The sequence below is a fragment of the Streptomyces endocoffeicus genome, from assembly GCF_016741935.1.
Classification (GTDB): Bacteria; Actinomycetota; Actinomycetes; order Streptomycetales; family Streptomycetaceae; genus Streptomyces; species Streptomyces endocoffeicus.
In genome coordinates, this window is the sequence record NZ_JAERRG010000010.1 from 224,948 (window position 1) to 249,483 (window position 24,536).

A 24,536-nucleotide genomic window follows, 5' to 3' on the forward strand; every position below is an offset into this window, starting at 1 on the left:
CTCAAAAGCCACCTCGCCTCGGTAAGCGGCACCCCTACGCACACGAGCCCGCCCGAAAACCTCAACGCGGCCAGATAGGCGGGTTGGTGCAGAACGCGCCACCGAGGTACTCGTGGTCCGGGTTACCGGGCTCCAGCTCGCCCTGCTCCGCGATCAGCTTCGCGGCGTACGGCTCGGAGTCGTCCATCGGCTCGTACCCCAGGGCGCGGGCCGAGGAGAGGTCCCACCACAGGCGGGTGTTGGCCGAGCTGCCGTAGACCGTCGTACAGCCCACGTTCTCCGCCGTAAGGGCGGCGTGGAGCAGCCGGGCGCCGTCCGCCGGGCTCATCCAGATGGACAGCATGCGGACTGTCGTCGGCTCGGGGAAGCAGGAGCCGATGCGGATGGCGACCGTCTCGATGCCGTGCTTGTCCCAGTAGAACGAGGCCAGGTCCTCGCCGAACGCCTTCGACAGCCCGTAGTAGGTGTCGGGGCGGCGCGGGGCGTTGAGCGGGATGAGCGGGTCGTTCCCCACCGGGCGCGGGGTGAAGCCCACGGCGTGGTTGCTGGAGGCGAAGACGATCCGGCGGACCCCGGCCTCGCGCGCCGCCTCGTACACGTTGTACGTGCCCTCGATATTGGCCCGCAGGATCTTCTCGAACGGGGCTTCCAGGGAGATACCCGCTAGATGGATGATCGCGTCAACGCCCCGCACGGCCTCGCGCAGGGCGTCCCGGTCGGACAGATCCGCGGTGATCGCGTCCGGCTCGCCCTCGATGGGGAGCTGGTCGAGCAGCCGCAGCTGGTATCCGTACGGCGGCAGCAGCTCGCGCATCAAGGTGCCCATGCCGCCGGCGGCGCCGGTGAGGAGGACGGTGCGGGGAGCGGGCATGGGCGGATCCTCCGTGAGGGGTATCGCGTTATGGGGTTGTCGCAATGGGGCTATCGAGCAGAGCGCTCTTGCGTATGTGGTTCTTGTTCATGTATGTGGTTCAGATTCATGGACACCGTAAGGATCGACGCATGGGCCGTCAAGGGTGGCGCGATGCCGACCAATTCACCGTCGGGTGAGTGGCGTCACCCGGTTGGCGGCCTTGACCGGCGGCCGATCGCTGCTTTACGGTGAACTCGTTCACGAATGTAGATGACGATCAGAAACGTGCACACGGCGTCGGTGGGTGACGGCGGGTCGGTGTACACGACAGGGAGAAGCCCGTGACCTCAGCTTCACTCGCCGAGCGCCTTGACGGGCTGCTGTTCTTCCCCGTGACCGCCTACGGTCCCGATGGCGCCCTGGACCTGGAGATCTACCGCGCTCACGTCCGCGCCGGGATCGAGGCGGGGGCGGGCGCCGTCTTCGCGTGCTGCGGCACGGGCGAGTTCCACGCCCTGACGCCCGAGGAGTTCCACGACTGCGTCGTGGTCGCCGTGGAGGAGGCCGCCGGGCGGGTGCCCGTGGTCGCGGGCGCCGGGTACGGGACCGCGCTGGCCATCCAGTTCGCCAAGCTGGCCGAGCGGGCCGGTGCGGACGGGCTGCTCGCCATGCCGCCCTATCTGGTCGTGGCCGGTCAGGAGGGGCTGATCCGCCACTACAGCGCCCTCGCGGGCGCGACCGACCTCGACATCATCGTCTACCAGCGGGACAACGCCGTCCTGGAGCCGGAGTCCGTGGCCCGGCTCGCCAAGGTGCCCGGCATCATCGGCCTCAAGGACGGCATCGGCGACCTCGACCTGATGCAGCGCGTCGTGAGCGCGGTGCGGGCCGACGCCCCCGACGAGGGCTTCCGTTACTTCAACGGGCTGCCGACGGCCGAGCTGACCGGCCTCGCCTACCGCGGGATCGGCGTGACGCTCTACTCCTCCGCCGTCTTCTGCTTCGTTCCCGAGGTCGCCCTCGCCTTCCACAAGGCGCTCATGACGGGCGACGACGAGACCGCCAACAAGCTCCTCGACGGCTTCTACCGGCCGCTGGTCGAGCTCCGCAACCAGGGCCGCGGCTATGCGGTGTCGCTGGTCAAGGCGGGGGTCCGGCTGCGCGGACTGGACGTCGGCGAGGTGCGGCCGCCGCTGAGCGAGCCCAGCCCCGCCCACGTCAAGGAGCTGGCCGAGCTGATCGAGCGCGGCATGGCGCTGGTCGGGGACGCGGACGGAGACGCGGACAAGGACGGAAACGGGGACGGGGACGGGGAGGCGCGGTGAAGGCTTCCGCCTTCGTCTACCCCTGGGACGTCGTCGGGGACCCGGACGCCGCGCGCCGCATCGCCGACCTCGGCGTCCAGCAGGTCACACTGGCCTCCGCCTACCACTCCACCCGGGCCCTGACCCCGCGCCACCCCGGCCACCGCATCGTCACCGCCCGTCACGCGGCCGTGCTCTACCCGCCGAGCGCGGAGCGCTGGCAGGGGCGCGAGCTGCGGCCGTACGAGCAGTCCTGGGTGCCCGGCGACGACCCGTACGGGGAGGCGGCCGCCGCGCTGGCCGACGCCGGTCTCGAGGTCCACGCCTGGGTGGTGCTCGCGCACAACACCCGGCTGGGCGAGGAGCACCCGCGGATCACCGTGCGCAACGCCTATGGCGACCGCTACCCATGGGCGCCGTGCATCGCCCGCCCCGAGGTGCGCGCCTATCTGGTGGACCTGGCCGCCGAGGCCGCCGTACGGCCCGGCGCCCGCGGCACCGAGCTGGAGTCCTGCGGCTGGTACGGGCTCGCCCATCTGCACGCCCACGACAAGATCGGCGGGGTGCCGCTGGGCGGCGCCGGCCAGTACCTGATGTCGCTGTGCTTCTGCGAGAGCTGCGAGGCGGGCTACGCCGGGCTGGGCGCCGACCCCGAGGAGCTGCGCGAGCTCGTCGTGCGCGCCCTGCGGCCGGTGTGGACGGGCGAGACCACCGCGGACGGCGGTGACCGCGCGGGGGAGTGGGCCGAGGTCGAGAAGCTGCTCGGCGCCGACCACGCCGCGCTCTTCGCGGCCTGGCGCGACCGGGTCGCGAGCGGTCTGCGGGGCGAGGCCGTGGCCGCCGTAAGGGCCGCGGCGGACAAGGACTTCCAGGTCCTGCTGCACGCCGACCCGGCCCCGCACCGGCTCGGCGCCAACGTGGGCGTGGACCCGGCCGATGTGCTGGCCCAGGCCGACGGGGTCGTACTGCCCTGCACGGGGGGCGAGGCAGCGCGCACCGGGGTCCTGCCCCCGTTCGTCCCGTACCGGACCGAACGGACCGTCCTCGCCGCCAACTTCACGGTGGTGGCGGGAATGGGTGGCAGCCCGGCGACGCTGGCCCGGGACGCGGCCCACGCGGTGGAGCTGGGTGCGGACGAACTCCGCCTGTACCACGCCGGTCTCGCCTCGGACCAGGATCTGACGGCCGTCCGCACGGCCCTGGCCGAGCTGGGCTGAAGCGAGCCCGGGGACCCGTCACCCTTTGGCGGGTTTCCGGGACGGCCCGGCGGATTATCGGAAGCGCGACACCCGGTGGCATCGCCACGATCGAGGGGTGTCGACGAAACGGACCACCTCTCGGAAACGGACCCCCGCACACCGCAGACCCATCGCGCTGATGTCCCTGGGACACGCCTGCGTGGACATCTACCAGGGAGCGGTGGCCGCGCTGGTGCCGTTCCTCGTCTCGGAACGGGCCTACGGCTACGCCGCCGCCTCCGGTGTCGTCCTGGCCGCCTCGCTGCTGTCGTCCGTCGTACAGCCGCTGTTCGGGGCGCTCACCGACCGGTGGGCCATGCCGTGGCTGCTGCCGGTGAGCACGCTGGTGGGCGGCGCGGGTGTGGCGCTGAGCGGGGTCACCGGCTCCTACGCGGCGACCCTGGCGGTGGTCGCCGTCTCCGGTATCGGCGTGGCCGCCTACCACCCCGAGTCCGCCCGGGTGGCCCGGCTCGCCAGCCGGGGCAGCCACACCGCGATGAGCTGGTTCTCCCTCGGCGGCAACATCGGCTTCGCCGCCGCGCCCCTCGCGGTCGCCGCCGTCATCGCCACCGGCGGTCTGCGCGCCTCCCCACTGCTGGCCGTCCCCGCCGTCGCCGGAGCCGCCCTGTGCGCGGCCGCGCTACGGGCGCTCAGGGCCCCGGACGCGGCGGCCGGGCCCGCGCGGGCGAGCCGCAGGGGAGAGGGGCGGGACGACTGGCCCTCCTTCCTCCGGCTGTCCGGCGCCATCATGTGCCGCTCGATCGTCTTCGTCGGGCTGAGCGCGTTCATCTCCCTGTACGTGCGCGAGCGCGCGGGCGGAGGCGAACTGGCCGGTACCGCCGCCCTGTTCGTGCTCTACGCCGGCGGCGCGGTGGGCACGGTGGCCGGGGGCGCGCTCGCCGCCCGCCACGGCCGCGTCCCGGTCGTCCAGTGGTCGTACGCCCTGACCGTCCTCGCCGTCGCGGGCGTCGTCCTCGTCCCCGGCCCGGCGCTCTACCTCTGCGTGGCCCTCGCCTCGGCCGGGCTCTACGTGCCGTTCTCCCTGCACGTCACCCTCGGCCAGGACTACCTGCCCCGCCGCGTGGGCACCGCCAGCGGGGTCACCCTGGGCCTGACGGTCAGCGTCGGCGGCCTGGCCAGCCCCCTCATCGGCGCCCTGGCCGACGCCACCACCCTCCAAACCGCCCTGGCCCCCCTGATAGCCCTCCCCGCCCTCGGCTGCCTCCTCCTCCGCCCCCTCGACGAACCCGCCCTCCCCGAAGCCATCACCCAACACCCCCACCCGGCCGACGCTCCTGAGCGGGCGTAAGGGCGGGACGGGCCCGGCATCGGCACCCTCGGCCCGTTTTTGTCAGAACCGTTGACGAACTCCTGGGGCCGCCCTAACTTCATCGCGTCGTACTTCGTATGTCATATATGAGACGCGATATGTGAGATCTGAGAGCATCCATGGACATCGCCCCGAGCCCGATCCCCTCCCGCACCCAGTACGTGCTGGAGGCGGTCAAGCACGCGATCCTCACCGGGGGGCTGCGGCCCGGACAGGCGTTGGTGGAGGCCGAGTTGGCCGCGCAGTTCGGGGTGTCCAAGACGCCCGTGCGGGAGGCGCTCAAGACGCTCGCGGGGCGGGGGCTCGTGGTGATGAGCGAGTACAAGGGGGCCACGGTCAGGACCGTGGACACCGCGATGGCGCACGCCGTCTACGATGTGCGGCTGCTCCTGGAGCCCGAGGCGCTGCGCCGGACCGTGGCCGCGCGGGCCGGGCTGGAGGACGCCGGGGCCGCGCTGGAGCGGTCGGACGCGGCCGCCGATCCGGCCGGGCGGTCGCTCGCCAACCGCGACTTCCACCGGGCGCTCTATCTGCCCTGCGGCAACCCCCTGCTGACCCGGATGCTCGACGAACTGCGCGACCAGGCCGCGCTGGTGTCCGCCATCGCCTGGCAGGCGGTGCCCTCCTGGGAGCAGGAGGCCCGTGAGCACCGGGAGATCCTCGCCCGCGCGCTCGACGGCGACGCCGACGGGGCCGCCCGCGCACTGCACGAGCACATCGCCTCCTTCGTCCGGCGCGCCTTCCCGGACGGGGAGTAGCGCCCGGCGGCCCCGGCCGCCGACCCCAGCACTCAGCACGCAGCACCAAGCACGCAGCACGCAGCACGCAGCACGCAGCACGCAGCACCAAGCACTCAGCACCATCCGAACAGCTCGTCCCGATGCCGACCATCGAGAGAAAGGGTTCGTATGGACTACTCACCGCTGAGGACGGCGCTCGCGGACGTCGTGGCGATCCCGGTGACCCCGTACGACGCCGAGGGCGCCGTGGACCGCGCCGCCTACCGGACCCTGCTCCGCCGGCTGCTCGACGGCGGGGTCAAGGCCGTCACCCCGAACGGCAACACCGGGGAGTTCTACGCCCTCACCCTCGAAGAGCGGCGGCTGGTCACCGAGCTGACCGTCGAGGAGGCCGCCGGGCGGGCCGCCGTGCTCGTCGGGGTCGGCCATGACGCGGCCACCGCGGTCGAGGCCGCCCGCCACGCCCGCGCCGCCGGGGCCGACATGGTGATGGTCCATCAGCCGGTGCATCCGTACGTCGCCCAGGACGGCTGGATCGACTACCACCGCGCCATCGCCGAGGCCGTCCCCGAGCTGGGCGTGGTGCCGTATCTGCGTAATCCGCTCATCGAGGGCGCGGCGATCGCCCGGCTCGGCGAGGAGTGCCCCAACGCCATCGGGGTCAAGTACGCGGTCCACGACGCCACCCGCTTCGCCGCCGTGGCGCGCGACGCCGGGCTGGACCGGTTCGTCTGGGTGGCCGGGCTCGCCGAGCTGTACGCGCCCTCGTACTGGGCGGTCGGCGCCACCGGCTTCACCTCGGGCCTGGTCAACGTCGCCCCCAACGTCTCGCTCAACATGCTGGGCGCGCTGCGCGCGGGGGACTACCCGGGCGCGATGAAGGTGTGGGAGCAGATCCGGCGGTTCGAGGACCTCAGGGCCGAGCGGCAGTCCGCCAACAACGTCACGGTGGTCAAGGAAGCGCTTGCCGCGATGGGCCTGTGCCGGCGCGACGTCCGCGCCCCGAGCAGGCCGCTGCCCGAGCCGAGGCGCGCGGAAGTCGCCGCGATCGTCGAGGGGTGGTCGGTATGAGTGCCCGGCCCACCGGTGCCCCGCCCAGAACGCGCAAGCGCCCCGACGAGCTGCGCAGTCACCAGTGGTACGGCACCGACGGCCTGCGCTCCTTCAGCCACCGGGCCCGCACCCGCCAGCTCGGCTATCTCCCCGAGGAGCACCTGGGCAAGCCGGTCATCGCGATCCTCAACACCTGGAGCGACATCAACCCCTGCCATGCGCACCTGCGCGACCGTGCCCAGGCGGTCAAGCGGGGGGTCTGGCAGGCGGGCGGCTTCCCGCTGGAGTTCCCGGTCTCCACGCTCTCCGAGACCTTCCAGAAGCCCACCCCCATGCTCTACCGCAACCTCCTCGCCATGGAGACCGAGGAACTGCTCCGCTCGTACCCGGTCGACGGCGCCGTGCTGCTGGGCGGCTGCGACAAGTCCACCCCGGCGCTGCTGATGGGCGCGGCCAGCGCCGACCTCCCGGCGGTCTTCGTCCCGGCCGGGCCGATGCTGCCGGGGCACTGGCGCGACGAGGTGCTGGGCTCGGGCACCGACATGTGGAAGTACTGGGACGACAAGCGGGCCGGGCTGATCGGCGACTGCGAGATCTCCGAGCTGGAGCGGGGGCTGGCCCGTTCGCCCGGTCACTGCATGACGATGGGCACCGCCTCCACGCTGACGGCCGCCGCCGAGGCGCTGGGCGTGACCGTGCCCGGCGCCTCGTCCATCCCGGCCGTGGACTCCGGGCACGACCGGATGGCCGCCGCCTCCGGGTTACGCGTGGTCGAGCTGGCCTGGCAGGACCTCAGGCTCTCGGAACTCCTCACCCGGGAGGCGTACGAGGACGCGGTCGCGACCGTGCTCGCCCTCGGCGGTTCCACCAACGCGGTGATCCATCTGATCGCGATGGCGGGCCGGTCCGGGGTGCGGCTCACCCTCGACGACTTCGACCGGATCGCCCGCACCGTCCCCGTGCTGGCCGATCTGCGGCCCGGCGGCCGGTACTTGATGGAGGACTTCCACTTCGCGGGCGGGCTCCCGGGCTTCCTCTCCCGGCTGACGGACGTCCTGCACCTGGACCGCCCCACCGTCGCCCATCCCACCCTGCGCGAACAGCTCGACGGCGCCCTGGTGCACAACGCCGAGGTGATCCGGGACCGCGACCGCCCGCTGGCCGAGGAGGGCGGAGTGGCGGTGCTGCGCGGCAATCTGTGCCCCGACGGCGCCGTCATCAAGCACATCGCGGCCGAGCCCCGGCTGCTGAGACACACCGGCCGCGCCGTGGTCTTCGACGACTACAGGACGATGCAGGCCACCATCAACGACCCCGGTCTCGGCATCACCGAGGACAGCGTGCTGGTGCTGCGCAACGCGGGTCCGCTGGGCGGCCCCGGAATGCCCGAGTACGGCATGCTGCCCATCCCCGACCATCTGCTGAAGCAGGGGGTGCGGGACATGGTGCGGATCTCCGACGCCCGGATGAGCGGCACCAGTTACGGGGCCTGTGTGCTGCACATCGCGCCCGAGTCGTATGTGGGCGGCCCGCTCGCCCTCGTCCGCGACGGCGATCCGATCACCCTCGATGTCGCGGCGCGGGTGCTGCGGCTGGAGGTGGACGACGCCGAGCTGGAACGGCGCCGGGCGCGGTGGACGGCCCCGCCGCCCCGCTACGAGCGCGGCTACGGCGCGCTCTACCAGGAGCAGATGACCCAGGCCGACACCGGCTGCGACTTCCGCTTCCTGGCCCGCCCAGGGGCGGTGCCCGAACCCTACGCGGGCTGACGCCACCTCCCAGCGCAAAAAATTTTGTACGAGATCCCGAACAACATTCGGTAAGCGCTTCACGGAAGCGCTTCACCAGACCCCGCACCCCTGAGAACGGAGAAGCAGTCATGGCCCACGCCGTGGCGAAACCACCCCGGGTCACCCGGCGCCGTACGGGAGGACCGGCCCGCCGCCTCCCGTATCTGCTGATCGCCCCCGCCGGGCTGCTGATGCTGGGCTTCATCGCCTATCCGATGCTCAGCGTCCTCTACTACAGCCTGCGGAACTACAACGTCACCAAGCCCTGGCGGAACGGCTACGCGGGCCTGGACAACTTCACCCGGATCTTCACGGACGACCCGCAGTTCTGGGACACGCTCGTCTTCAGCGGCAAATGGGTCGTCACCGAGGTGCTGCTGCAGCTCCTGCTCGGCCTCGCGCTCGCCCTGCTGGTGAACCAGACCTTCCTCGGCCGCGGCCTCGCCCGCGCCCTGGTCTTCTCGCCCTGGGCCGTGTCCGGGGTGCTCACCACCACCATCTGGATGCTGCTCTACAACCCCTCGACCGGCGTCAGCCGCTATCTCGCGGACGCGGGCATCGGCACCTACGGCACCTCGGTGCTCTCCGACACCGGGACCGTCTTCTGGGCCGCCGTCGTCGCCGAACTCTGGCGCGGCGTCCCGTTCTTCGCGATCCTCCTCCTCGCCGACCTCCAGTCCATCCCCAGGGACCTCTACGAGGCGGCCTCGGTCGACGGCGCGGGCCGGGTGCGGCGGTTCCTCCACATCACCCTGCCGCATCTGAAGGACGCGATCGTCCTCTCCACGCTGCTGCGCGGCGTCTGGGAGTTCAACAACGTCGATCTGCTCTACACCCTCACCGGCGGCGGACCGGCCGGGCAGACCACCACCCTTCCGCTCTACGTCGCCAACACCGGGATCAACGGCCATGACTTCGGCTACGCCTCCGCGCTGACCACCGTCGCCTTCGTGATCCTCCTCTTCTGCTCGATCCTCTATCTGCGCCTGAGCAAGTTCGGAGGCGAGACCAAGTGACCGCCGCACTCGCCGAGAAGGGCACCCTGCCCGCCGCCGCGGCCACCCCGCCGCCCACCGCCCGCGGAAGGCGCCGGCGCGGGTCCGACCAGGACGTCCCGCGCTGGCAGATCTATCTGCCGCTGGGCCTGTATCTGCTGTTCACCCTCGTCCCCTTCTACTGGATGCTGCTGTTCGCGCTGCGCCCCGCGGGCTCGAACGCGCTGGTGCCCTGGCCGATCACCGGTGAGCACTTCCGGAAGGTCTGGAACGAGCGCAGCTTCGGGATCTTCTTCCAGAACAGCATGATCGTCGGAGTCGCCTCGCTGGTGATGACGACGGCGGTCGCGCTGGCCGGTGGCTACGCCCTCGCCCGCTTCGAGTTCCGGATCAAAAAGGGCTTCATGCTGGCGCTGCTGGCCTCGCAGTTCATCCCGGGCGCGCTGATGCTGGTGCCGCTCTTCGAGATCTTCAAGAACCTGCAGATGATCAACTCGCTGGGGAGCGTGGTCATCGCGGAGACGGTCTTCCAACTGCCCCTGTCGATCATCCTCATCAGCGGCTTCATCAAGAACGTGCCGGTGTCGCTCGAGGAGCAGGCATGGGTGGACGGCTGCGGCCGCTTCCGGGCCTTCTGCGCGGTGGTGCTGCCGCTGCTGCGCCCGGGGCTGATCGCGGTCGGCTCCTTCGCCTTCGTCCACAGCTGGAACCACTTCCTGTTCGCGCTGATGTTCCTCAGCTCCCAGGACAAACAGACGATCCCGGTCGGCCTCAACACCCTCATCGGGGCGGACAGCGTCGACCTGGGCGCGCTCGCGGCGGGCGGGGTGATCGCCGCGGTGCCCGTCGTCATCGTCTTCGCCTTCATCCAGAAGTGGCTGATCACCGGCTTCAGCGCGGGGGCGGTCAAGGGCTGACCGAAACCGGACCCGTCGGGTCGGTGGAACGAGCATTCGCGAACGAGCCGGACAAGGAGGTCCGAGCATGGGCACGGCCCCGGAACCGAAGCAGCCGACGGAACCGCAGGAACCGATACCCCTCGTCCTCGCGGGCGCCCGCGGCCACGGCCGCCGGCATCTGGACAACATCCGGCGGCTGACCGCCGAGGGAAAGGTCCGCCTCGCCGGGGTGTGCGAACTCGCGCCGCTCACCCGGGAGGAGCTGGGCGACGGGCTCGGCGAGCCCGAGCAATCCGCCGACCTCGCCGCGCTCGTGACCCGCACCGGCGCCCGAATCGCCGTCATCTGCACCCCGATCCACACCCACGCCGACCTCGCCCTCGCCGCCGCCGAACGCGGTGCGCACCTTCTGCTGGAGAAGCCGCCCACACCCTCGTACGCCGAATTCACCCGGTTGAGCGAAGGACTACGCGGATACGGAACCGCCTGCCAGATCGGCTTCCAGTCGCTCGGCTCCCATGCCCTGCCCGCCATCCGGAAGCTCGTCGCCGACGGCCGCATCGGGGCGGTCCGCGGCATCGGCGCGGCCGGGGCATGGGCCCGCGACGAGGACTACTACACCCGCGCCCCCTGGGCCGGACACCGCGCGCTCGACGGCCGCGACGTCGTGGACGGCGTCCTCACCAACCCCCTCGCCCACGCCATCGCCACCGGCCTGCACCTCGCCGACGCCGACCGGGCCGAGGACGTGGCCGGTATCGAGCTGGAGCTGTACCGGGCCAACGCCATCGAGGCCGACGACACCTCCTGCGTACGGATCCGGACCACCCGCGGCACCACCGTGGCCGCCGCCGTCACCCTGTGCGCGGAGGAGCCCGGTGAGCCGTATGTGGTCGTCCACGGCGACCGGGGCCGGATCACCTTCTGGTACAAGCTGGACCGGGTCCGTATCGAACGCGACGGAGCGCCGCCCGAGACCACCGGCCACGCGCGCACCGATCTGCTGGACAACCTCGTCGCGCATCTGCGCGACGGCACCGAACTGCTCGTTCCCCCGGCCCGCACCGGCGCGTTCATGCACGTCGTCGAGGCGGTCCGCATCGCCCCCGCACCGGTCCCGCTGCCCGCCGACGCCTGGCGCACCGAGCCCGGTGCGGGCGTCACCGCGCGAGCGGCCGAGCGGCGCGTGGTGACCGGCATCGACCGACTGGTCACCGCCGGAGCCGAGCGCCTCGCCCTGTACTCCGAACTGCGCGCCCCCTGGGCCGCTCCCCCCACGGAGGTCCCGCACCCATGACACCCCTGACCCCCTCCAGCCCTCTGACCCCGTTCACCCCGCTCACTCCCTCCCTCACCCGTCGTCCCCCGTGCACCCTGCTGCGCCATGAGCACCGGGTCGTCGGGACGTATGTGCACCGCCCCGAACTGCCGGGCACGGTCGCGCCGCGCCCGTATCTGCACCCCGTGCGCACCCTCGGCGGTGCCACCGTCACGGCCCACCTGGGGGTGTCCATGGCCATCCCGGAGGTGGCCGGATGGAACTTCCGGGGCGGTCCCGGCCGACGGGAGCACCACGGCCGCCAGCGTCACCTCAGCTGGCTGCTGCGCGACCCCGACGGGTTCGTGGAAGAGCTGTCGTGGACGGCCGGTGGGCGGCAACTGCTGCTGGAACGGCGCACGGTGGCCGTACGGTCCCTCGGAACGGAGTGCTGGGCGCTGGACTTCACCTCCGCCCTCACCAATGTGACGGGCGAGGAGATCGCCCTCGGCGGGGCGGATCACGGGGGCGGCTTCTTCTGGCGCGTCCCCCGGCGCCCCGAGCCCGCGCATGTCTTCAGCGCCGACGGCGAGGGCGAGGCGGCGGTGCACGGACGGCCCGCGGACTGGCTGGCGCTGGCCACCGACGACTGGACGCTGGTCTTCGTCGGCGCGACCGGCGACACCCGGGCCGACCCGTGGTGGGTCCGCACCGGCGACCACCCGGGCATCGGCTCGGCCCTCACCTGGCAGCACCCCCTGTCCATGCCCCCAGCCGACACGGTCACCCGCCGCATCGTCACAGCGATAGCCGACACCCACCTGAGCCACCCGGCAGCAGCCCGCCTAGCAGCCCACCTCTCAGACAAGGGCGCGGCGGTATGAAAACAGGTTGTGGGCAATCGTTCCGCGGGGCGGAACGGGTGGGCACAACCGACCCGCAGATGGCCACCGCCCCCAGCCACAACGGCGCGACCCGCAACGACCGGAAACCGCAAGCTGACCCACAGGAGACGAACACCATGAAACCAACGCGCCGCAGAGCGACCCGCACCGCAGCCGCCCTGGCCACAACCCTCACCCTCGCCCTGACAGCATCCGCTTGCGGAGACGACGGCTCAACCTCCGGCGAGGAGGGCTCCGGCAAGGGCACCATCACCTTCTGGGACAACAATGGCGGCCCCCGCACCAAGATCTGGAAGCAGATCATCGCCAAGTTCGAGGACAAGAACCCCGACATCACGGTCAAGTACGTCCCGATCCCGATCGCCAACGTGCAGTCGAAGTACGACACCGCCATCCAGAGCGGCGGCGACAGCCTGCCCGACGTCGGCGGCGTGGGCACCGCGTATCTGGCCAATCTGGTCGCCCAGGGCGCCCTCGACCCCGTGACCGACCGCATCGGCGACAGCGCCCTCAAGGGCAAGCTGATCAAGAACATGGTCGAGAGCGTCCGCGCGGCCGGAGGTGACGACAAGGAGCTGTACTCCGTCCCGACCTCCGCCAACCAGGGCACCCTCTGGTACCGCACCGACCTCTTCAAGGCGGCGAAGCTGCCCGCGCCCGACAGCTGGGAGAACTTCTACAAGGCCGCCGACGAGCTGACCGACAAGGGCCGGAACAAGTTCGGCTTCACCCTGCGCGGCGGCGCGGGCTCGATCGCCCAGGCGCTGGACATGATGTACGCCCAGTCCGGCATCGCGTCCTTCTGGAACGGCGGGGACGGCGGAGACGGCGGGGACGGCGACAAGACCACCCTCAACGACCCGAAGAACGTCACGGCGCTCGAGAAGTACATCGCCCTCTTCAAGAAGGTCACCCCCGCCGCCGACCTCAACAACGACTTCGCCAAGATGGTCGCCCAGTTCGACCAGGGCGACATCGGGATGCTCCAGCACAACCTCGGCAGCTATGTGGACCACGTACGGCTGCTCGGCAAGGACAAGATCGCGGGCATACCGCTGCCGCCGTCCCGGCCGGGCGCGGCGCGCACCATCGTCTCGAACCCGGTCGACGGCCTCGGGCTGTTCAAGGCGAGCAAGAACAAGGCGGCGGCCTGGAAGTTCATCGAGTTCGCGGCCTCCCCGGAGATGAACAGCCTCTGGAACGAGGACGTCGGCGCGATCCCCGCCAACGTCGGCGCCGCGGACGACGACTGGATCGCGAAGGCCCCGCCGACCAAGGCCGCGCTGGAGTCGCTCAACGATCCGCGGACCAAGGTCGTCCAGCTGCCGTACTACCTCCCGGACTGGAACAACATCAGCAAGGCCGACAACGAGCCCAGCTTCCAGAAGGTGCTCCTCGGCAAGATGACCGCCAAGGCGTTCTGCGACAAGGTCGCGAAGGAGCTCAACGCGGCACAGGCGGACTGGAAGAAGCACCGGAGCTAGCCACCCATGGGCCCTCGGCCCCTCGAACCCTCTATGAACTCCATGTATACCTGCGATGTATAGTGCTCGCAGTTTGTGCTGCCAACTTTACGTATTTGGCCGGACGTTGGTGGCATGGCGACCACTATTGGCCACAAGAGGACTTCGGGGATATCAATGGGGCGAAAAGGTCGAATATCCGGGCTGGGCGTCAGTCTCGTCGGTGCCGTCTGCCTGACGCTGGGCCTCAGCGGCTGTGGCGCGTCGTACGACACCACCTCGCCGCGCAGCGCCCGGGAGCACGCGGCGTCGGACGCCAAGCACTCGACACCGGCCGCCTCCAAGCCGGACGTGCTCAAGAAGGGCGACGGGGCGACCGGGGCGAACGGTAAGGACGGCTCCGTCGACTGCGCCGTCGCCAAGTGCGTCGCCCTCACCTTCGACGCGGGCCCCAGCGGCAACACGCCCCGGCTGCTGAAGATCCTCAAGCACGAGAAGGTCCACGCGACCTTCTTCATGCTCGGCAAGAAGCACATCGAGAAACGCCCCGACCTGGTGCGCCGTATCGCCGACGAGGGACATGAACTGGCCAACCACACCTGGTCGCACAAGATCCTGACCAAGACCGACTCCGACGAGGTCCGCTCGGAGATCAGCCGCGTCCAGACCGCCGTCAAGAAGCTCACCGGCCGTACGCCGCTGCTGATGCGCCCGCCGCAGGGGCGTACGGACGAGCGGGTCTCCAAGATCTGCCGTGAGCTGGGCGTGGCGCAGGTGCTGTGGAGCGTGACGGCGAAGGATTACCAGACGAACGACTCCGCGCTGATCGAGAAGCGGGTGCTGGACCAGACGAAGCGCGACGGGATCATCCTGCTGCACGACATCTACAAGGGCACGGTGCCCGCCGTGCCGGGGATACTGGCGAAGCTGAAGAAGGAGGGCTACACGGTGGTGACGGTCTCCCAGCTGATGGCCCCGGCCGTCCCGGAAGCGGGCAAGGTCTATCGCCCATGAGGCAACAGACCGACACGATCTCCGTCGTGTTCGAACATCCTCGGCCACAAAATGATCAAGAGTTGTCGCAAGCTATCGCGATGCGTTGGGGATTTCGTAATCTAAGAATCCTCGGGAGCCCGGCAACCTAATCTGGAGTGGCGGCAACTACGACATGGAGCGGGCCGGCCCGGATCCTCCGGCCCGTTCTCTCGACGCGGAACAGGAGTTGCCATGGGGTTGAGACGCAAACGGGGCCGTCACCGCCGGCGCAAGGATCGCACGCTGCCGTTGGGCAGCGCCGTGATCGTGGCGTCGGCCGTGGCCGGGGTGTATCTGACGGCTTCGCCGGAGGGCGCGAGCGCCGTGCCCACCACCCTGTATGTGGCCACCAACGGCAGCGACGGCAACACCGGCACCCTCAAGTCCCCCTACCGAAGCCTGGAGAAGGCGTTCTCCACCGCCAAGGCCGGCACCACCATCGAGGTCCGCGGCGGCACGTACTACCCCTCCAGGACCCTGCGCAGCTCCATCAGCGGCACCCCCCGCGAGCGGGTCCAACTGCGCTCGTACCGGGCGGAGAAGGTCCGGCTCGACGGCTCCCGGCTGGGCCGGGGCTCCTCCCTGGTCTCCCTCACCGCCGACTACTGGACGGTCTCGGGGATCGAACTGCGCAACGCCCCGGGCGGCGGCCTGGTCTGCACCTCCTGCGCGCGCAACGTCTTCCAGGACCTCAGCACCCACGGCAACGGCGACACCGGACTCACCCTCCGCGGCGACGACACCAACGGCAACCTCATCCGGAACCTGGACTCCTACGCCAACCACGACGACGCCAGCGGCGGCCAGCGGGCCGACGGCATAGCCATCACCCACGGCTCCGGCACCGGCAACGTGGTCACCGGATCCCGGCTGTTCCACAACAGCGACGACGGCGTCGACCTGTGGATGTGGGCCAGCCCCGTCACCATCGAGCACTCCTGGGCCTTCGGAAACGGCCGGAACCGCTGGCACATCCCCTACTTCAAGGGCGACGGCAGCGGCTTCCAGCTCGGCGCCGACCGCCGGGACGCCCCCTCGCCCGCCCATGTCGTACGGTCCTCCGCCGCCTGGGCCAACACCAAGAGCGGCTTCGACGCGGGCGGCAACACCGGGGCCCTCCGGCTCCAGCGCACCACCTCCTTCGACAACTGGGGCAAGGGCTACGCCGTCGCCGGTTCCCGCGCCCAGCTGACCCGCAACCTCGCGCTCTCCAACGGCCGCGGCAGCGCCGACACCGGCCTCCTCGCCGTCTCGCGGGACAACAACTGGGCGCCGGGCGGCCGGGCCACCCCGCCACTGGTCACCACCGAACCCACCACGGCCTTCGGACCCCGGCGGCCGAACGGCTCGCTGCCGCTCACCGGCTTCCTCGTGGTCATGGACCGCACCGAGATCGGTTCGCCGATGAACTGAAACCCCGGGAAAACCTGAATCGCGCTCCTGGCGGGCACAATCCCCTGATCCGGCACGCCGCCGACCCGCCCGCCGTCCCCCGAGGAGCGTGACCATGGCGAGACAGATCACGGACAAGGCCCCGGTCCCACCAGGGCTTGGATTCCCTCTGCTCGACCGCTACTTCCGGATATCGGAGCGGGGCTCCACCCTCGGCCGGGAGGTCCGGGGCGGGTTCGCCACCTTCTTCACGATGGCGTACATCCTCGTCCTGAACCCGATCATCCTGGGCGGGGCGAAGGACAAGTTCGGCGAGCAGCTCTCCGGCACCCAACTCGCCACCGCCACCGCGCTGGTGGCCGCCGTGATGACCGTCCTCATGGGCATCGGCGGCAATCTGCCGCTCGCCCTCGCCGCGGGCCTCGGGCTCAACGCGGTCGTCGCCTTCCAGATCGCCCCGCAGATGAGCTGGGCCGACGCCATGGGTCTGGTGGTCCTGGAGGGCCTGATCATCTGCGCGCTGGTGATGACCGGGCTGCGCGAGGCGGTGATGCACGCCATCCCACAGCCGCTGAAGCAGGCCATCAGCGTGGGGATCGGGCTGTTCATCGCCTTCATCGGCTTCATCGACGCCGGGTTCGTCTCCCGCATCCCCGGCCCCACCGGCTCCACACCCGTGCAACTCGGCTCGGACGGGCGGCTCACCGGCTGGCCGGTGGTGGTCTTCTGCGTAGGGGTGCTGCTGACCATCGCGCTGATGGCGCGCAAGGCCAAGGGCGCGCTTCTGATCAGCATCGTCGTCTCGACCGTGCTCGCGATCGTCATCAACGAGATCGCCGACATCCGGCCGGAGGCATGGGGGCTGACCGTGCCCACCCTCCCCGACAGCGTCGTCGACACCCCGGACTTCGGGCTGCTCGGCTCCTTCAGCCTCTTCGGGGCGTTCCAGCAGGTCGGTGTGGTCACCATCGTCCTGCTGATCTTCACCCTCATCCTGTCCGACTTCTTCGACACCATGGGCACGGTCGTCGGGGTGAGCAACGAGGCCGGGCTGCTGGACGCCGAGGGCAGGGTGCCGGGGCTGGGGCGGGTGCTGCTCATCGACGGCGCGGCGGCCGCACTCGGCGGCGCCGCGTCCGCCTCGTCCAACACCAGCTACATCGAGTCCGCGGCCGGGGTCGGCGAGGGCGCGCGCACCGGGTTCGCCAGCGTGGTCACCGGAGCGCTGTTCGGGCTCGCGCTCTTCCTGACCCCGCTGGCCACCGTGGTGCCCGCCCAGGCCGCCGCCCCGGCGCTGGTCGCGGTCGGCTTCCTGCTGATGAGCCAGGTGCGGTCCATCGACTGGGAGCGGATCGACATCGCCGTCCCGGCGTTCCTCACCATCGCGCTGATGCCGTTCAGCTACTCCATCTCCAACGGGATCGGCGCCGGGTTCATCTCGTATGTGGTGATCAAGACGGTGCTGGGCAAGGCGCGGGAGGTGCACTGGCTGCTGTGGGGGACGGCCGCGCTGTTCGTGGTCTACTTCGCGATCGACCCCCTGGAGCAGCTGCTCACCTGAGCCGCCTCAGCGCCGGAGCCGCCCCGCCCCGTCAGCTGTGGCCCATGATGGGGCGCGGGCGGTAAGGGGCCTCCAGGCGGGCCACCTCCTTCTCGTCGAGCGTCAGCCCGACCGCCGCGACCGCGTCCTCGAGGTGGCGGGTCTTGGTGGCGCCGACGATCGGCGCGGTGACCGCGGGCCTGCTGAGCAGCCACCCCAGCGCGACCTGCGCCGGGGACACCCCGCGCTCCTCGGCGATCGCGCGGGTGGCGTCCACGATGGAGAAGTCCGCGTCCGCGTACCACCTCTCCACCAGCGGATCGTTGCCCGCCCGGACGGTCTGCCCGGTGCGGTCCCGGTCGCGGGTGCCCGCCAGCAGCCCGCGCGCCAGCGGGCTCCACGGGATGACGCCCACACCCTGGTCCAGGCAGAGCGGGTTCATCTCCCGCTCCTCCTCGCGGTAGAGCAGGTTGTAGTGGTTCTGCATCGAGACGAACCGGGTCCAGCCGTGCGCCTCGGCGATGTGCTGGGCCTTGGCGAACTGCCAGGCGTACATGGAGGACGCGCCGATGTACCGGGCCTTTCCGGCCCGTACCACATCGTGCAGCGCCTCCATCGTCTCCTCGAGCGGCGTCTCGTGGTCGAAGCGGTGGATCTGGTAGAGATCCACATGGTCGGTGCCCAGCCGCCGCAGCGAGGCGTCGATGCCCGCCATGATGTGCTTGCGGGAGAGCCCGCGGTCGTTGGGGCCCTCGCCCATCGGGTTGTAGACCTTCGTGGCCAGGACGTAGTCGTCGCGGCTGGGGAAGAGCTCCCGCAGCAGCTCACCGGTGATCTCCTCGCTGCGGCCCACCGAGTACATGTCGGCGGTGTCGAAGAAGGTCACCCCCTCCTCGGCCGCGCGCCGCACGATCGGCCGCGCGTCGTCGATGTCCAGCTGCCAGGGCCGGTGCTCGGGGTTGCCGTAGCTCATCATGCCCAGGCAGATCCGCGACACCTTGACGCCCGACGCGCCCAGCCGTACGTACTCCATGCGTCTGCTCCTCCTGCTCGTCCGCCCGACCCGTCACAGCAGACCACCCCGGCCGCCGGATGTCAGCCCGGTGTGACGAAACCGCTTTCGTACGCGGCGATCACCGCCTGGGTGCGGTCCCGGACGCCCAGCTTGGTGAGCACCGCCCCCACATGCGTCTTGACGGTGGCCGGTCCCACCGCCATCCGGGCCGCGATCTCGGAGTTGGACAGGCCGTCGGTCATCAGCCGCAGCACCACGGCCTCCCGCTCGGAGAGCCGCTCGCGCAGCGCCCGCGCCATCGCCTCGCGGTCCGGGCCGCGGGCGGCGGCGTGCTCGGCGGCCAGCGCCCGCACCGCGGCCGGGAACAGCAGCGAATCGCTGCGCGCCACCACCCGCACCGCCTGCACCAGCTCCTCCGCACGGGCCCGCTTGAGCAGGAAGCCGCTGGCCCCGGCGCGCAGCGCGTCGTACACATAGCTGTCGTTCTCGAACGTCGTCACCACGATGACGCGCGGCGGGTCCGGTACGGTGCCCAGGATCCGCTCGGTGGCGCGGATGCCGTCCACCTCGGGCATCCGGACGTCCATCAGCACCACGTCCGGGCGCAGTTCACGGACGATCGGCACGGCCTCGGCGCCGCTTCCGGCCTCGCCCACGACCTCCAGGTCCGGTTCGCTGGAGAGGATCGCGCGCAGCGCGGTGCGCACCATCCGCTCGTCGTCGACGAGCACGATGCGCAAGGGGGACGGCGGGGTGCTCACCGGGACGCCTCCACCGGGAGCCGGACCGTCAGCCGCCAGACGCCGTCCACGGTGTCCCAGGCGCAGGTGCCGCGCAGCAGGGTGACCCGCTCGGCGATGCCGCGCAGCCCGCGGCCGCCGCCGGCGGTCCGTGCCCGGGTCGTTCCGTCCACCGGGTTCTCCATCGTGATCTCCACCTTCTTCCGGTCCTCGGCGATCCGGAGCCGCACCGGCACCCGGCCCGCGTGGCGCAGCGCGTTGCTGAGCCCCTCCTGGACGATGCGGTACGCCTCGCGGGAGACCACGGACGGCAGCCGGTCCAGCGTGCCCGGGGCCGTCAGCTCGACGGCGACGCCCGCGGCCCGGGTGCGGGCGAGCAGCCCGTCCAGGTCCATGAGGGTGGGGGAGGGGGCGGGGGCCGGGGCGGCCTCCCCTTCCCGTAACAGGCCCAGCACGCTGTCGAGTTCGCCGACCGCGTCCCGGGTGGTCTCCTCGATGGCCGCCAGCGCCTCCCGGGCGAAGTCCGGATCGGAGTCGAGGACCTTACGGGCCGCGCTCGCCTGGAGGGTCACCGCGCTCAGCGCATGGCCGACCGAGTCGTGCAGCTCGCGGGCGAGCCGGTTGCGGGAGGCCAGCCGGGCGGCCCGCCGTTCGGCGGCGGCGAGCCGTTCGGCGGGGGCCGGGCCGAGCAGCGCGGGCGCACAGCGGGCCAGCAGCGCCCCGGCGGCCGCGGCGGTCCCCATGAGCAGGGCCAGCAGCGCCACCCCGGCCAGGGGCGCCAGCGCGGCGGGAGCCGAGGCGAAGGCGTGCGGCCAGCTCAGCCCGTCGGCGTACGAGTCGTCGGTGAACGGGAGCGCGACCAGCAGCGCCGAGGCGGGCAGCAGGGCCAGGATGAGCCCGCTGACCAGCCCGCCGATGGCCAGGTGCAGCCCGTACCAGAGCGAGGTGCGGGCGCGTGCGTCCCACGACCCGGCGGGCCCGGCCGCGAGCTCGGCGGACTCCGGCAGCCCGCACAGCGAGCGCGCGGCGGTGGCCTCCAGAGGGCGTACGAGCGGCAGCAGCGCGGTCGGCGCGGCCAGCGGCAGGGCCGAGGCGAAGGTGACCAGCTGCCAGCGCAGCGAGGTGAAGGGATCGGCGCCCCGGACCAGCATCGCGAAGACCACGGCGGTCAGCAGGTAGTACGGCATCAGCAGGGCACCGCCGAGCACCAGATGGACCCAGCGCAGCTGGGCCCGGCGGCCGACCACCGCCCGGACCGCCCGCCGCCACCACGCCCCGGTCACCGGGTGGGGCGTTCCGCCGCGCGACCGGCGGAGCCGCGCTCGCGGAAGAAGCGCCCGCCGGCCGTGAGGACGAGCAATCCGACGGTCATCTGCACAGCGTAGGTCAGATTCATCAGCGCGGTCGGCTCCTTGGCGGCGCTCCGGGCGGTCAGCCCGGTCATCAGGAGCCAGCCGCCCCAGCAGGCCAGCGCCGCCGAGCCGACCCAGGCCAGGCCCAGCGGCAGGGCGAGGCGCACCGGGCGCCCGGCGCGGAAGGCGACCATGAGCACGCCGACGACGGTGACCAGCGCGAAGAGGACGTACACGCCCTCCAGGACGGCGAAGTCGCCGCCGCGGTCCCGGGCCCGCTCCTGGCTCAGCCCGGTGTCCGAACCGGCGGCCCACAGCAGATGGACGGCGGCGGGCACCGCGGCGAGCAGGGCGATGACGACGGCGACCGGGCGCCGGAGGGCACGGTCCGGGCCCTGGGCGGGCAGATCGGCGATCCGGCCGCGCCACAGATGGCCCCAGCGGCGGCGCGCGTACCGCACGAACAGGCCGCCCAGGGCCAGCCCCTGCACGATGAACCCCCCGTAGACCATCCCGAAGACCCACTCGGCGAGGAACGTCCCGCCCGATCCGGACGACCCGCCCCCGTCCCCGCCGTCGAGGCCCAGCGCCCTGGCCGCCAACTGGGCCGGGAATCCGGCCATGATGGGCGCGAGCAGACCGCAGGCCGCCCATGCGGGCAGGGCCGTCAGCCAGGCCGGTGCCCGCAGCCCCCAGGGGCGGGTGAGCAGCAGGGCGAGGACGACCACGGCGGCGTCCATGAGCACCGACACCCCGTTGACCACGGCCATCAGCGTCTGCCTGCTCGGGTCGCGCAGCTCGCTGCCCTCGGGGATGCCGATATGACTGCCCGCCACCCAGGCGACCTTGAGGCCGATGTAGGGGAGACAGGCGAGGATCGCGACGGCCCGCAGGATCCGCGCGGTGGAGTCACCGGGGACGCGGGCGGGGGCGGAGCGCGCGCCGGGGAGGGTCTGGGTCATGGCCACCAGCCTCCCGGCGCGGTGGCGGGGGCGCGTCACCCCGCCCGACGATCCCCCTCCGCCGCGCGGTGGAGGGGACCGTCCTCCCGTGGGTCAGAGGCGGCGCGTCGCGAGGGTGAGCCGGTCCCGGGCGTCGAACAGGGCGTCCTTGATCATCTGCTCATGGGCGGGGGTGAGCCGGGCCACCGGCACCGAGCAGCTGATGGCGTCGCGCGAGGGGGTGCGGTACGGGATGGCGATGCCGAAGCAGCGCAGGCCCAGGGTGTTCTCCTCGCGGTCCACCGCGTACCCCTGCTCCCGGATGAGGTGCAGCTCCTCGATCAGCTTCTCGCGGTCGGTGATGGTGTGCTCGGTCAGCTGGCCGAGTGTCTCCGGCAGCAGCTTGCGCACCTGCTCGTCGGAGTACGTCGCCAGCAGCGCCTTGCCCAGCGAGGTGGAGTGGGCGGGCAGCCGGCGGCCGACACGGGTGAAGGGGCGCAGATAGTGCTGCGACTGCCGGGTGGCGAGGTAGACGACATTGGTGCCGTCGAGCCGGGCGAGGTGGATGGTCTCGGTGGTGTCGTCCGAGAGCCGGTCCAGGGTGGGGCGGGCGGCGGCCACGACCTCGTCGCCGTCGATGTAGGAGGTGCCGACGAGGAGGGCGCGCACCCCGATCCCGTAGCGGGTGCCGGTGGCGTCCGTCTCCACCCAGCCGAGCTCCACCAGGGTGCGCAGCAGCATGTAGAGACTCGACTTGGGATAGCCCACGGCCTCCTGGACCGCGGCGAGGCTGTGCATCCCGGGCCGCCCGGCGAAGAACTCCAGCAGTTCGACCGTGCGGACTGCCGATTTGACCTGGGCCCCGCCTGTCTCGGCAGCTGACATCGCCTTGACCCCTCTGTTCGACCAGCCATAGAGTCCCGAGGGGAAATTCATCACCCGGGACAGCGTTCAGCATATCGAACACCGTCGATGTGTGTGACGCAAGCAGCGGTAACACCACAGCAGGAGGAATCCGCGGTGTCAGCACCAGTGTGGAGCGTCGACCCCCGAACCGGAAAGCAGCGCGAGCAGGTAGCGGTCGAAGCCACGGCGGAGGAGGTCGACCGCGTGGTGCACGCGGCCCACGCCGCCCGCGGCTCCCTGGCCGACCGCGAGGTGCGCGCCGCCCTGCTGCGCACCGCCGCCGATCTGCTCGACGAGGCCCGCGACCAGCTGGTCGAGGCCGCCGACGCGGAGACCGCCCTCGGCCCGGCCCGGCTCACCGGCGAACTCGCCCGCACCACCTACCAGCTGCGGTCGTTCGCGACCATCGTGGACGAGGGCGCCTTCCTCGACGTCCGCATCGACCACGCCGACGCCACCCAGACCCCGCCCTGGCCCGATCTGCGCCGCTACAAGCTGCCGCTCGGCGTCGTCGCCGTCTACGCCGCCAGCAACTTCCCGCTCGCCTTCTCCGTGCCCGGCGGGGACACCGCGAGCGCGCTCGCCGCGGGCTGCCCGGTGATCGTCAAGGCCCACCCCGACCACCCCGCCACCTCCGAGGTGGCCGCCTCCGCGCTGCGCCGCGCCGCCGAGCGGGTCGGGGTGCCCGCCGATGTGATCGCGGTGGTGCACGGCTTCGACGCCGGTCTTGAGCTGGTCAAGCATCCGCTGATCGCCGGCGCCGGGTTCACCGGCTCGGTCCGCGGCGGCCGCGCCCTGCACGACGCGGCGGCCTCCCGGCCGGTGCCGATCCCCTTCCACGGGGAACTGGGCAGCCTCAACCCGGTCGTGGTCACCGAGGCCGCGGCAAGCGAGCGCGGCGACCAGATCGGCGCGGGGCTCGCGGGCTCCATGACGCTGGGCGTCGGCCAGTTCTGCACCAAGCCCGGCTTCGTACTGGCCCCGGCCGGACCGGCGGGCGACGGCCTGCTGAAGTCCCTGACCGACGCGGTCAGCAACACCGACGCCGGAGTTCTGCTCGACCACCGGATGCGGGACAACTTCGTCGCCGGGATCAAGGAGCGCGCCGAGCTGGCGGACGTGGAGGCCCCGGTCACCCCCGGCTCCGGCGGTGAGCACACGGTGAGCGCGGGCTTCCTGACGGTCCCGGCGCGGCGGCTCACCGAGGGCGGCCCGCACGATGTGCTGCTGGAGGAGTGCTTCGGCCCGGTGACCGTCGTGGCGCGCTACGAGAGCGACGACGAGATCAGCGCGGTGCTCGGGCGGCTCCCGGGCAACCTCACCGCCACCGTCCACCTCTCCGCCGCCGAGGGCGAGGGCGTCGAGGGCCGGGCCGGTGAGCTGATCGCCGAGCTCACCCCGCTGGCCGGCCGGGTGCTGGTCAACGGCTGGCCGACCGGTGTCGCGGTCGCCCCGGCCCAGCACCACGGCGGCCCCTACCCGGCCACCACCTCCACCTCCACCTCGGTCGGCGGCACCGCCGTCGAGCGCTGGCTGCGGCCGGTCGCGTACCAGGACACCCCGGCCGCCCTGCTGCCGCCGGAGCTGCGCGACGAGAACCCGCTGGAGCTGCCGCGGCGGATCAACGGCGTCCGGGAGCAGCGCGGCTGACCCCCGGAACCGCGACTCGGCCGCCGGACCCGCGGATCTGACCCGCGCGTCCGGCGGCCGATTCGCGTCGGTGTCCACCCGGGCGCTGCCCATGCCATCGGAATCGCCGCTGGTCAGCGGGTATGTATAAGGATCGC

At 71.7% G+C, this 24,536-nt stretch carries 21 protein-coding genes; 15 read left to right on the forward strand and 6 right to left on the reverse strand.

Annotated features, from left to right (window positions below; translation table 11 throughout):
• Positions 1-61: 61 nt before the first annotated feature.
• Positions 62-871 carry an NAD-dependent epimerase/dehydratase family protein gene (locus tag JK364_RS25370; protein WP_201853542.1) on the reverse strand — a complete coding sequence of 270 codons (810 nt, stop codon included), beginning with the start codon at positions 869-871 and terminating at the stop codon, positions 62-64.
• A gap of 323 nt (positions 872-1,194) precedes the next feature.
• Between JK364_RS25370 and JK364_RS25375 the strand changes: the two genes are divergently transcribed.
• The 14 genes from JK364_RS25375 to JK364_RS25440 all read left to right on the forward strand — a co-directional run bounded on the left by JK364_RS25375 (position 1,195) and on the right by JK364_RS25440 (position 17,816).
• The gene (locus JK364_RS25375; protein WP_201853544.1) at positions 1,195-2,178 is read left to right on the forward strand and encodes a 5-dehydro-4-deoxyglucarate dehydratase; all 984 of its coding nucleotides are present in this window, start codon (positions 1,195-1,197) and stop codon (positions 2,176-2,178) included.
• Positions 2,175-3,374: a hypothetical protein gene (locus JK364_RS25380; RefSeq protein WP_201853545.1), complete on the forward strand. Its 1,200-nt coding sequence runs from the start codon at positions 2,175-2,177 to the stop codon at positions 3,372-3,374. Before JK364_RS25375 ends, JK364_RS25380 begins: the two co-directional genes overlap by 4 nt.
• Before the next feature lie 160 nt (positions 3,375-3,534).
• On the forward strand, positions 3,535-4,704 hold the full coding sequence (locus JK364_RS25385) for an MFS transporter (protein WP_201853546.1): 1,170 nt from the start codon (positions 3,535-3,537) through the stop codon (positions 4,702-4,704).
• Positions 4,705-4,844: 140 nt separating this feature from the next.
• Entirely contained in the window at positions 4,845-5,483 is a 639-nt protein-coding gene (locus JK364_RS25390) for a GntR family transcriptional regulator (RefSeq protein WP_086885897.1), read from the forward strand.
• Positions 5,484-5,633: 150 nt separating this feature from the next.
• Positions 5,634-6,536: a dihydrodipicolinate synthase family protein gene (locus JK364_RS25395; RefSeq protein WP_201853547.1), complete on the forward strand. Its 903-nt coding sequence runs from the start codon at positions 5,634-5,636 to the stop codon at positions 6,534-6,536.
• Positions 6,533-8,287 carry an L-arabinonate dehydratase gene (gene araD, locus JK364_RS25400; RefSeq protein WP_201853548.1) on the forward strand — a complete coding sequence of 585 codons (1,755 nt, stop codon included), beginning with the start codon at positions 6,533-6,535 and terminating at the stop codon, positions 8,285-8,287. Before JK364_RS25395 ends, araD begins: the two co-directional genes overlap by 4 nt.
• A 110-nt stretch (positions 8,288-8,397) precedes the next feature.
• Positions 8,398-9,324 carry a carbohydrate ABC transporter permease gene (locus tag JK364_RS25405; RefSeq protein WP_201853549.1) on the forward strand — a complete coding sequence of 309 codons (927 nt, stop codon included), beginning with the start codon at positions 8,398-8,400 and terminating at the stop codon, positions 9,322-9,324.
• On the forward strand, positions 9,321-10,220 hold the full coding sequence (locus JK364_RS25410; protein ID WP_201853550.1) for a carbohydrate ABC transporter permease: 900 nt from the start codon (positions 9,321-9,323) through the stop codon (positions 10,218-10,220). The genes JK364_RS25405 and JK364_RS25410 overlap by 4 nt, the downstream gene beginning before the upstream one ends.
• 67 nt (positions 10,221-10,287) lie before the next feature.
• Positions 10,288-11,499, forward strand: coding sequence for a Gfo/Idh/MocA family protein (locus JK364_RS25415; protein WP_201853551.1), 1,212 nt, complete (start codon positions 10,288-10,290; stop codon positions 11,497-11,499).
• Positions 11,496-12,344, forward strand: coding sequence for a DUF6807 domain-containing protein (locus JK364_RS25420; RefSeq protein WP_201853552.1), 849 nt, complete (start codon positions 11,496-11,498; stop codon positions 12,342-12,344). Before JK364_RS25415 ends, JK364_RS25420 begins: the two co-directional genes overlap by 4 nt.
• A gap of 137 nt (positions 12,345-12,481) precedes the next feature.
• On the forward strand, positions 12,482-13,849 hold the full coding sequence (locus JK364_RS25425) for an ABC transporter substrate-binding protein (RefSeq protein WP_201853554.1): 1,368 nt from the start codon (positions 12,482-12,484) through the stop codon (positions 13,847-13,849).
• Between the two features lie 156 nt (positions 13,850-14,005).
• Positions 14,006-14,842: a polysaccharide deacetylase family protein gene (locus JK364_RS25430; protein WP_201853556.1), complete on the forward strand. Its 837-nt coding sequence runs from the start codon at positions 14,006-14,008 to the stop codon at positions 14,840-14,842.
• Positions 14,843-15,055: 213 nt separating this feature from the next.
• Positions 15,056-16,276, forward strand: coding sequence for a right-handed parallel beta-helix repeat-containing protein (locus JK364_RS25435; RefSeq protein ID WP_201853557.1), 1,221 nt, complete (start codon positions 15,056-15,058; stop codon positions 16,274-16,276).
• 94 nt (positions 16,277-16,370) lie between these two features.
• On the forward strand, positions 16,371-17,816 hold the full coding sequence (locus tag JK364_RS25440; protein ID WP_201853559.1) for an NCS2 family permease: 1,446 nt from the start codon (positions 16,371-16,373) through the stop codon (positions 17,814-17,816).
• 31 nt (positions 17,817-17,847) lie between these two features.
• Here the strand turns inward: JK364_RS25440 and JK364_RS25445 are convergent, their stop codons facing one another.
• The 5 genes from JK364_RS25445 to JK364_RS25465 form a co-directional block, all read right to left on the reverse strand.
• Positions 17,848-18,828: an aldo/keto reductase gene (locus JK364_RS25445; RefSeq protein WP_201853561.1), complete on the reverse strand. Its 981-nt coding sequence runs from the start codon at positions 18,826-18,828 to the stop codon at positions 17,848-17,850.
• Positions 18,829-18,890: 62 nt separating this feature from the next.
• Positions 18,891-19,571 carry a response regulator transcription factor gene (locus tag JK364_RS25450; RefSeq protein ID WP_307841380.1) on the reverse strand — a complete coding sequence of 227 codons (681 nt, stop codon included), beginning with the start codon at positions 19,569-19,571 and terminating at the stop codon, positions 18,891-18,893.
• The gene (locus JK364_RS25455; RefSeq protein ID WP_201853562.1) at positions 19,568-20,833 is read right to left on the reverse strand and encodes a sensor histidine kinase; all 1,266 of its coding nucleotides are present in this window, start codon (positions 20,831-20,833) and stop codon (positions 19,568-19,570) included. Before JK364_RS25455 ends, JK364_RS25450 begins: the two co-directional genes overlap by 4 nt.
• Positions 20,830-21,864: a hypothetical protein gene (locus JK364_RS25460; RefSeq protein WP_230992450.1), complete on the reverse strand. Its 1,035-nt coding sequence runs from the start codon at positions 21,862-21,864 to the stop codon at positions 20,830-20,832. Before JK364_RS25460 ends, JK364_RS25455 begins: the two co-directional genes overlap by 4 nt.
• Before the next feature lie 93 nt (positions 21,865-21,957).
• Positions 21,958-22,728 (reverse strand): IclR family transcriptional regulator, encoded by a 771-nt coding sequence (locus tag JK364_RS25465; RefSeq protein ID WP_201853564.1) that lies wholly within the window; start codon positions 22,726-22,728, stop codon positions 21,958-21,960.
• An 87-nt stretch (positions 22,729-22,815) separates the two neighbouring features.
• Here JK364_RS25465 and JK364_RS25470 point away from each other — a divergent pair, with 87 nt between their 5' ends.
• Positions 22,816-24,399 (forward strand): aldehyde dehydrogenase (NADP(+)), encoded by a 1,584-nt coding sequence (locus tag JK364_RS25470; RefSeq protein ID WP_201853565.1) that lies wholly within the window; start codon positions 22,816-22,818, stop codon positions 24,397-24,399.
• The last annotated feature ends 137 nt before the right edge of the window (positions 24,400-24,536 follow it).

Bases quoted from the DNA above. Each gene is read 5' to 3' on its own strand.
- JK364_RS25415 (WP_201853551.1), top strand. From the start codon at position 10,288: ATGGGCACGGCCCCGGAACCGAAGCAGCCGACGGAACCGCAGGAACCG.
- JK364_RS25430 (WP_201853556.1), top strand. From the start codon at position 14,006: ATGGGGCGAAAAGGTCGAATATCCGGGCTGGGCGTCAGTCTCGTCGGT.
- JK364_RS25460 (WP_230992450.1), bottom strand. From the start codon at position 21,864: ATGACCCAGACCCTCCCCGGCGCGCGCTCCGCCCCCGCCCGCGTCCCC.
- JK364_RS25445 (WP_201853561.1), bottom strand. From the start codon at position 18,828: ATGGAGTACGTACGGCTGGGCGCGTCGGGCGTCAAGGTGTCGCGGATC.
- JK364_RS25385 (WP_201853546.1), top strand. From the start codon at position 3,535: ATGTCCCTGGGACACGCCTGCGTGGACATCTACCAGGGAGCGGTGGCC.
- JK364_RS25470 (WP_201853565.1), top strand. From the start codon at position 22,816: ATGTGTGTGACGCAAGCAGCGGTAACACCACAGCAGGAGGAATCCGCG.
- araD (WP_201853548.1), top strand. From the start codon at position 6,533: ATGAGTGCCCGGCCCACCGGTGCCCCGCCCAGAACGCGCAAGCGCCCC.
- JK364_RS25425 (WP_201853554.1), top strand. From the start codon at position 12,482: ATGAAACCAACGCGCCGCAGAGCGACCCGCACCGCAGCCGCCCTGGCC.
- JK364_RS25440 (WP_201853559.1), top strand. From the start codon at position 16,371: ATGGCGAGACAGATCACGGACAAGGCCCCGGTCCCACCAGGGCTTGGA.
- JK364_RS25420 (WP_201853552.1), top strand. From the start codon at position 11,496: ATGACACCCCTGACCCCCTCCAGCCCTCTGACCCCGTTCACCCCGCTC.
- JK364_RS25370 (WP_201853542.1), bottom strand. From the start codon at position 871: ATGCCCGCTCCCCGCACCGTCCTCCTCACCGGCGCCGCCGGCGGCATG.
- JK364_RS25390 (WP_086885897.1), top strand. From the start codon at position 4,845: ATGGACATCGCCCCGAGCCCGATCCCCTCCCGCACCCAGTACGTGCTG.
- JK364_RS25435 (WP_201853557.1), top strand. From the start codon at position 15,056: ATGGGGTTGAGACGCAAACGGGGCCGTCACCGCCGGCGCAAGGATCGC.
- JK364_RS25395 (WP_201853547.1), top strand. From the start codon at position 5,634: ATGGACTACTCACCGCTGAGGACGGCGCTCGCGGACGTCGTGGCGATC.
- JK364_RS25405 (WP_201853549.1), top strand. From the start codon at position 8,398: ATGGCCCACGCCGTGGCGAAACCACCCCGGGTCACCCGGCGCCGTACG.
- JK364_RS25465 (WP_201853564.1), bottom strand. From the start codon at position 22,728: ATGTCAGCTGCCGAGACAGGCGGGGCCCAGGTCAAATCGGCAGTCCGC.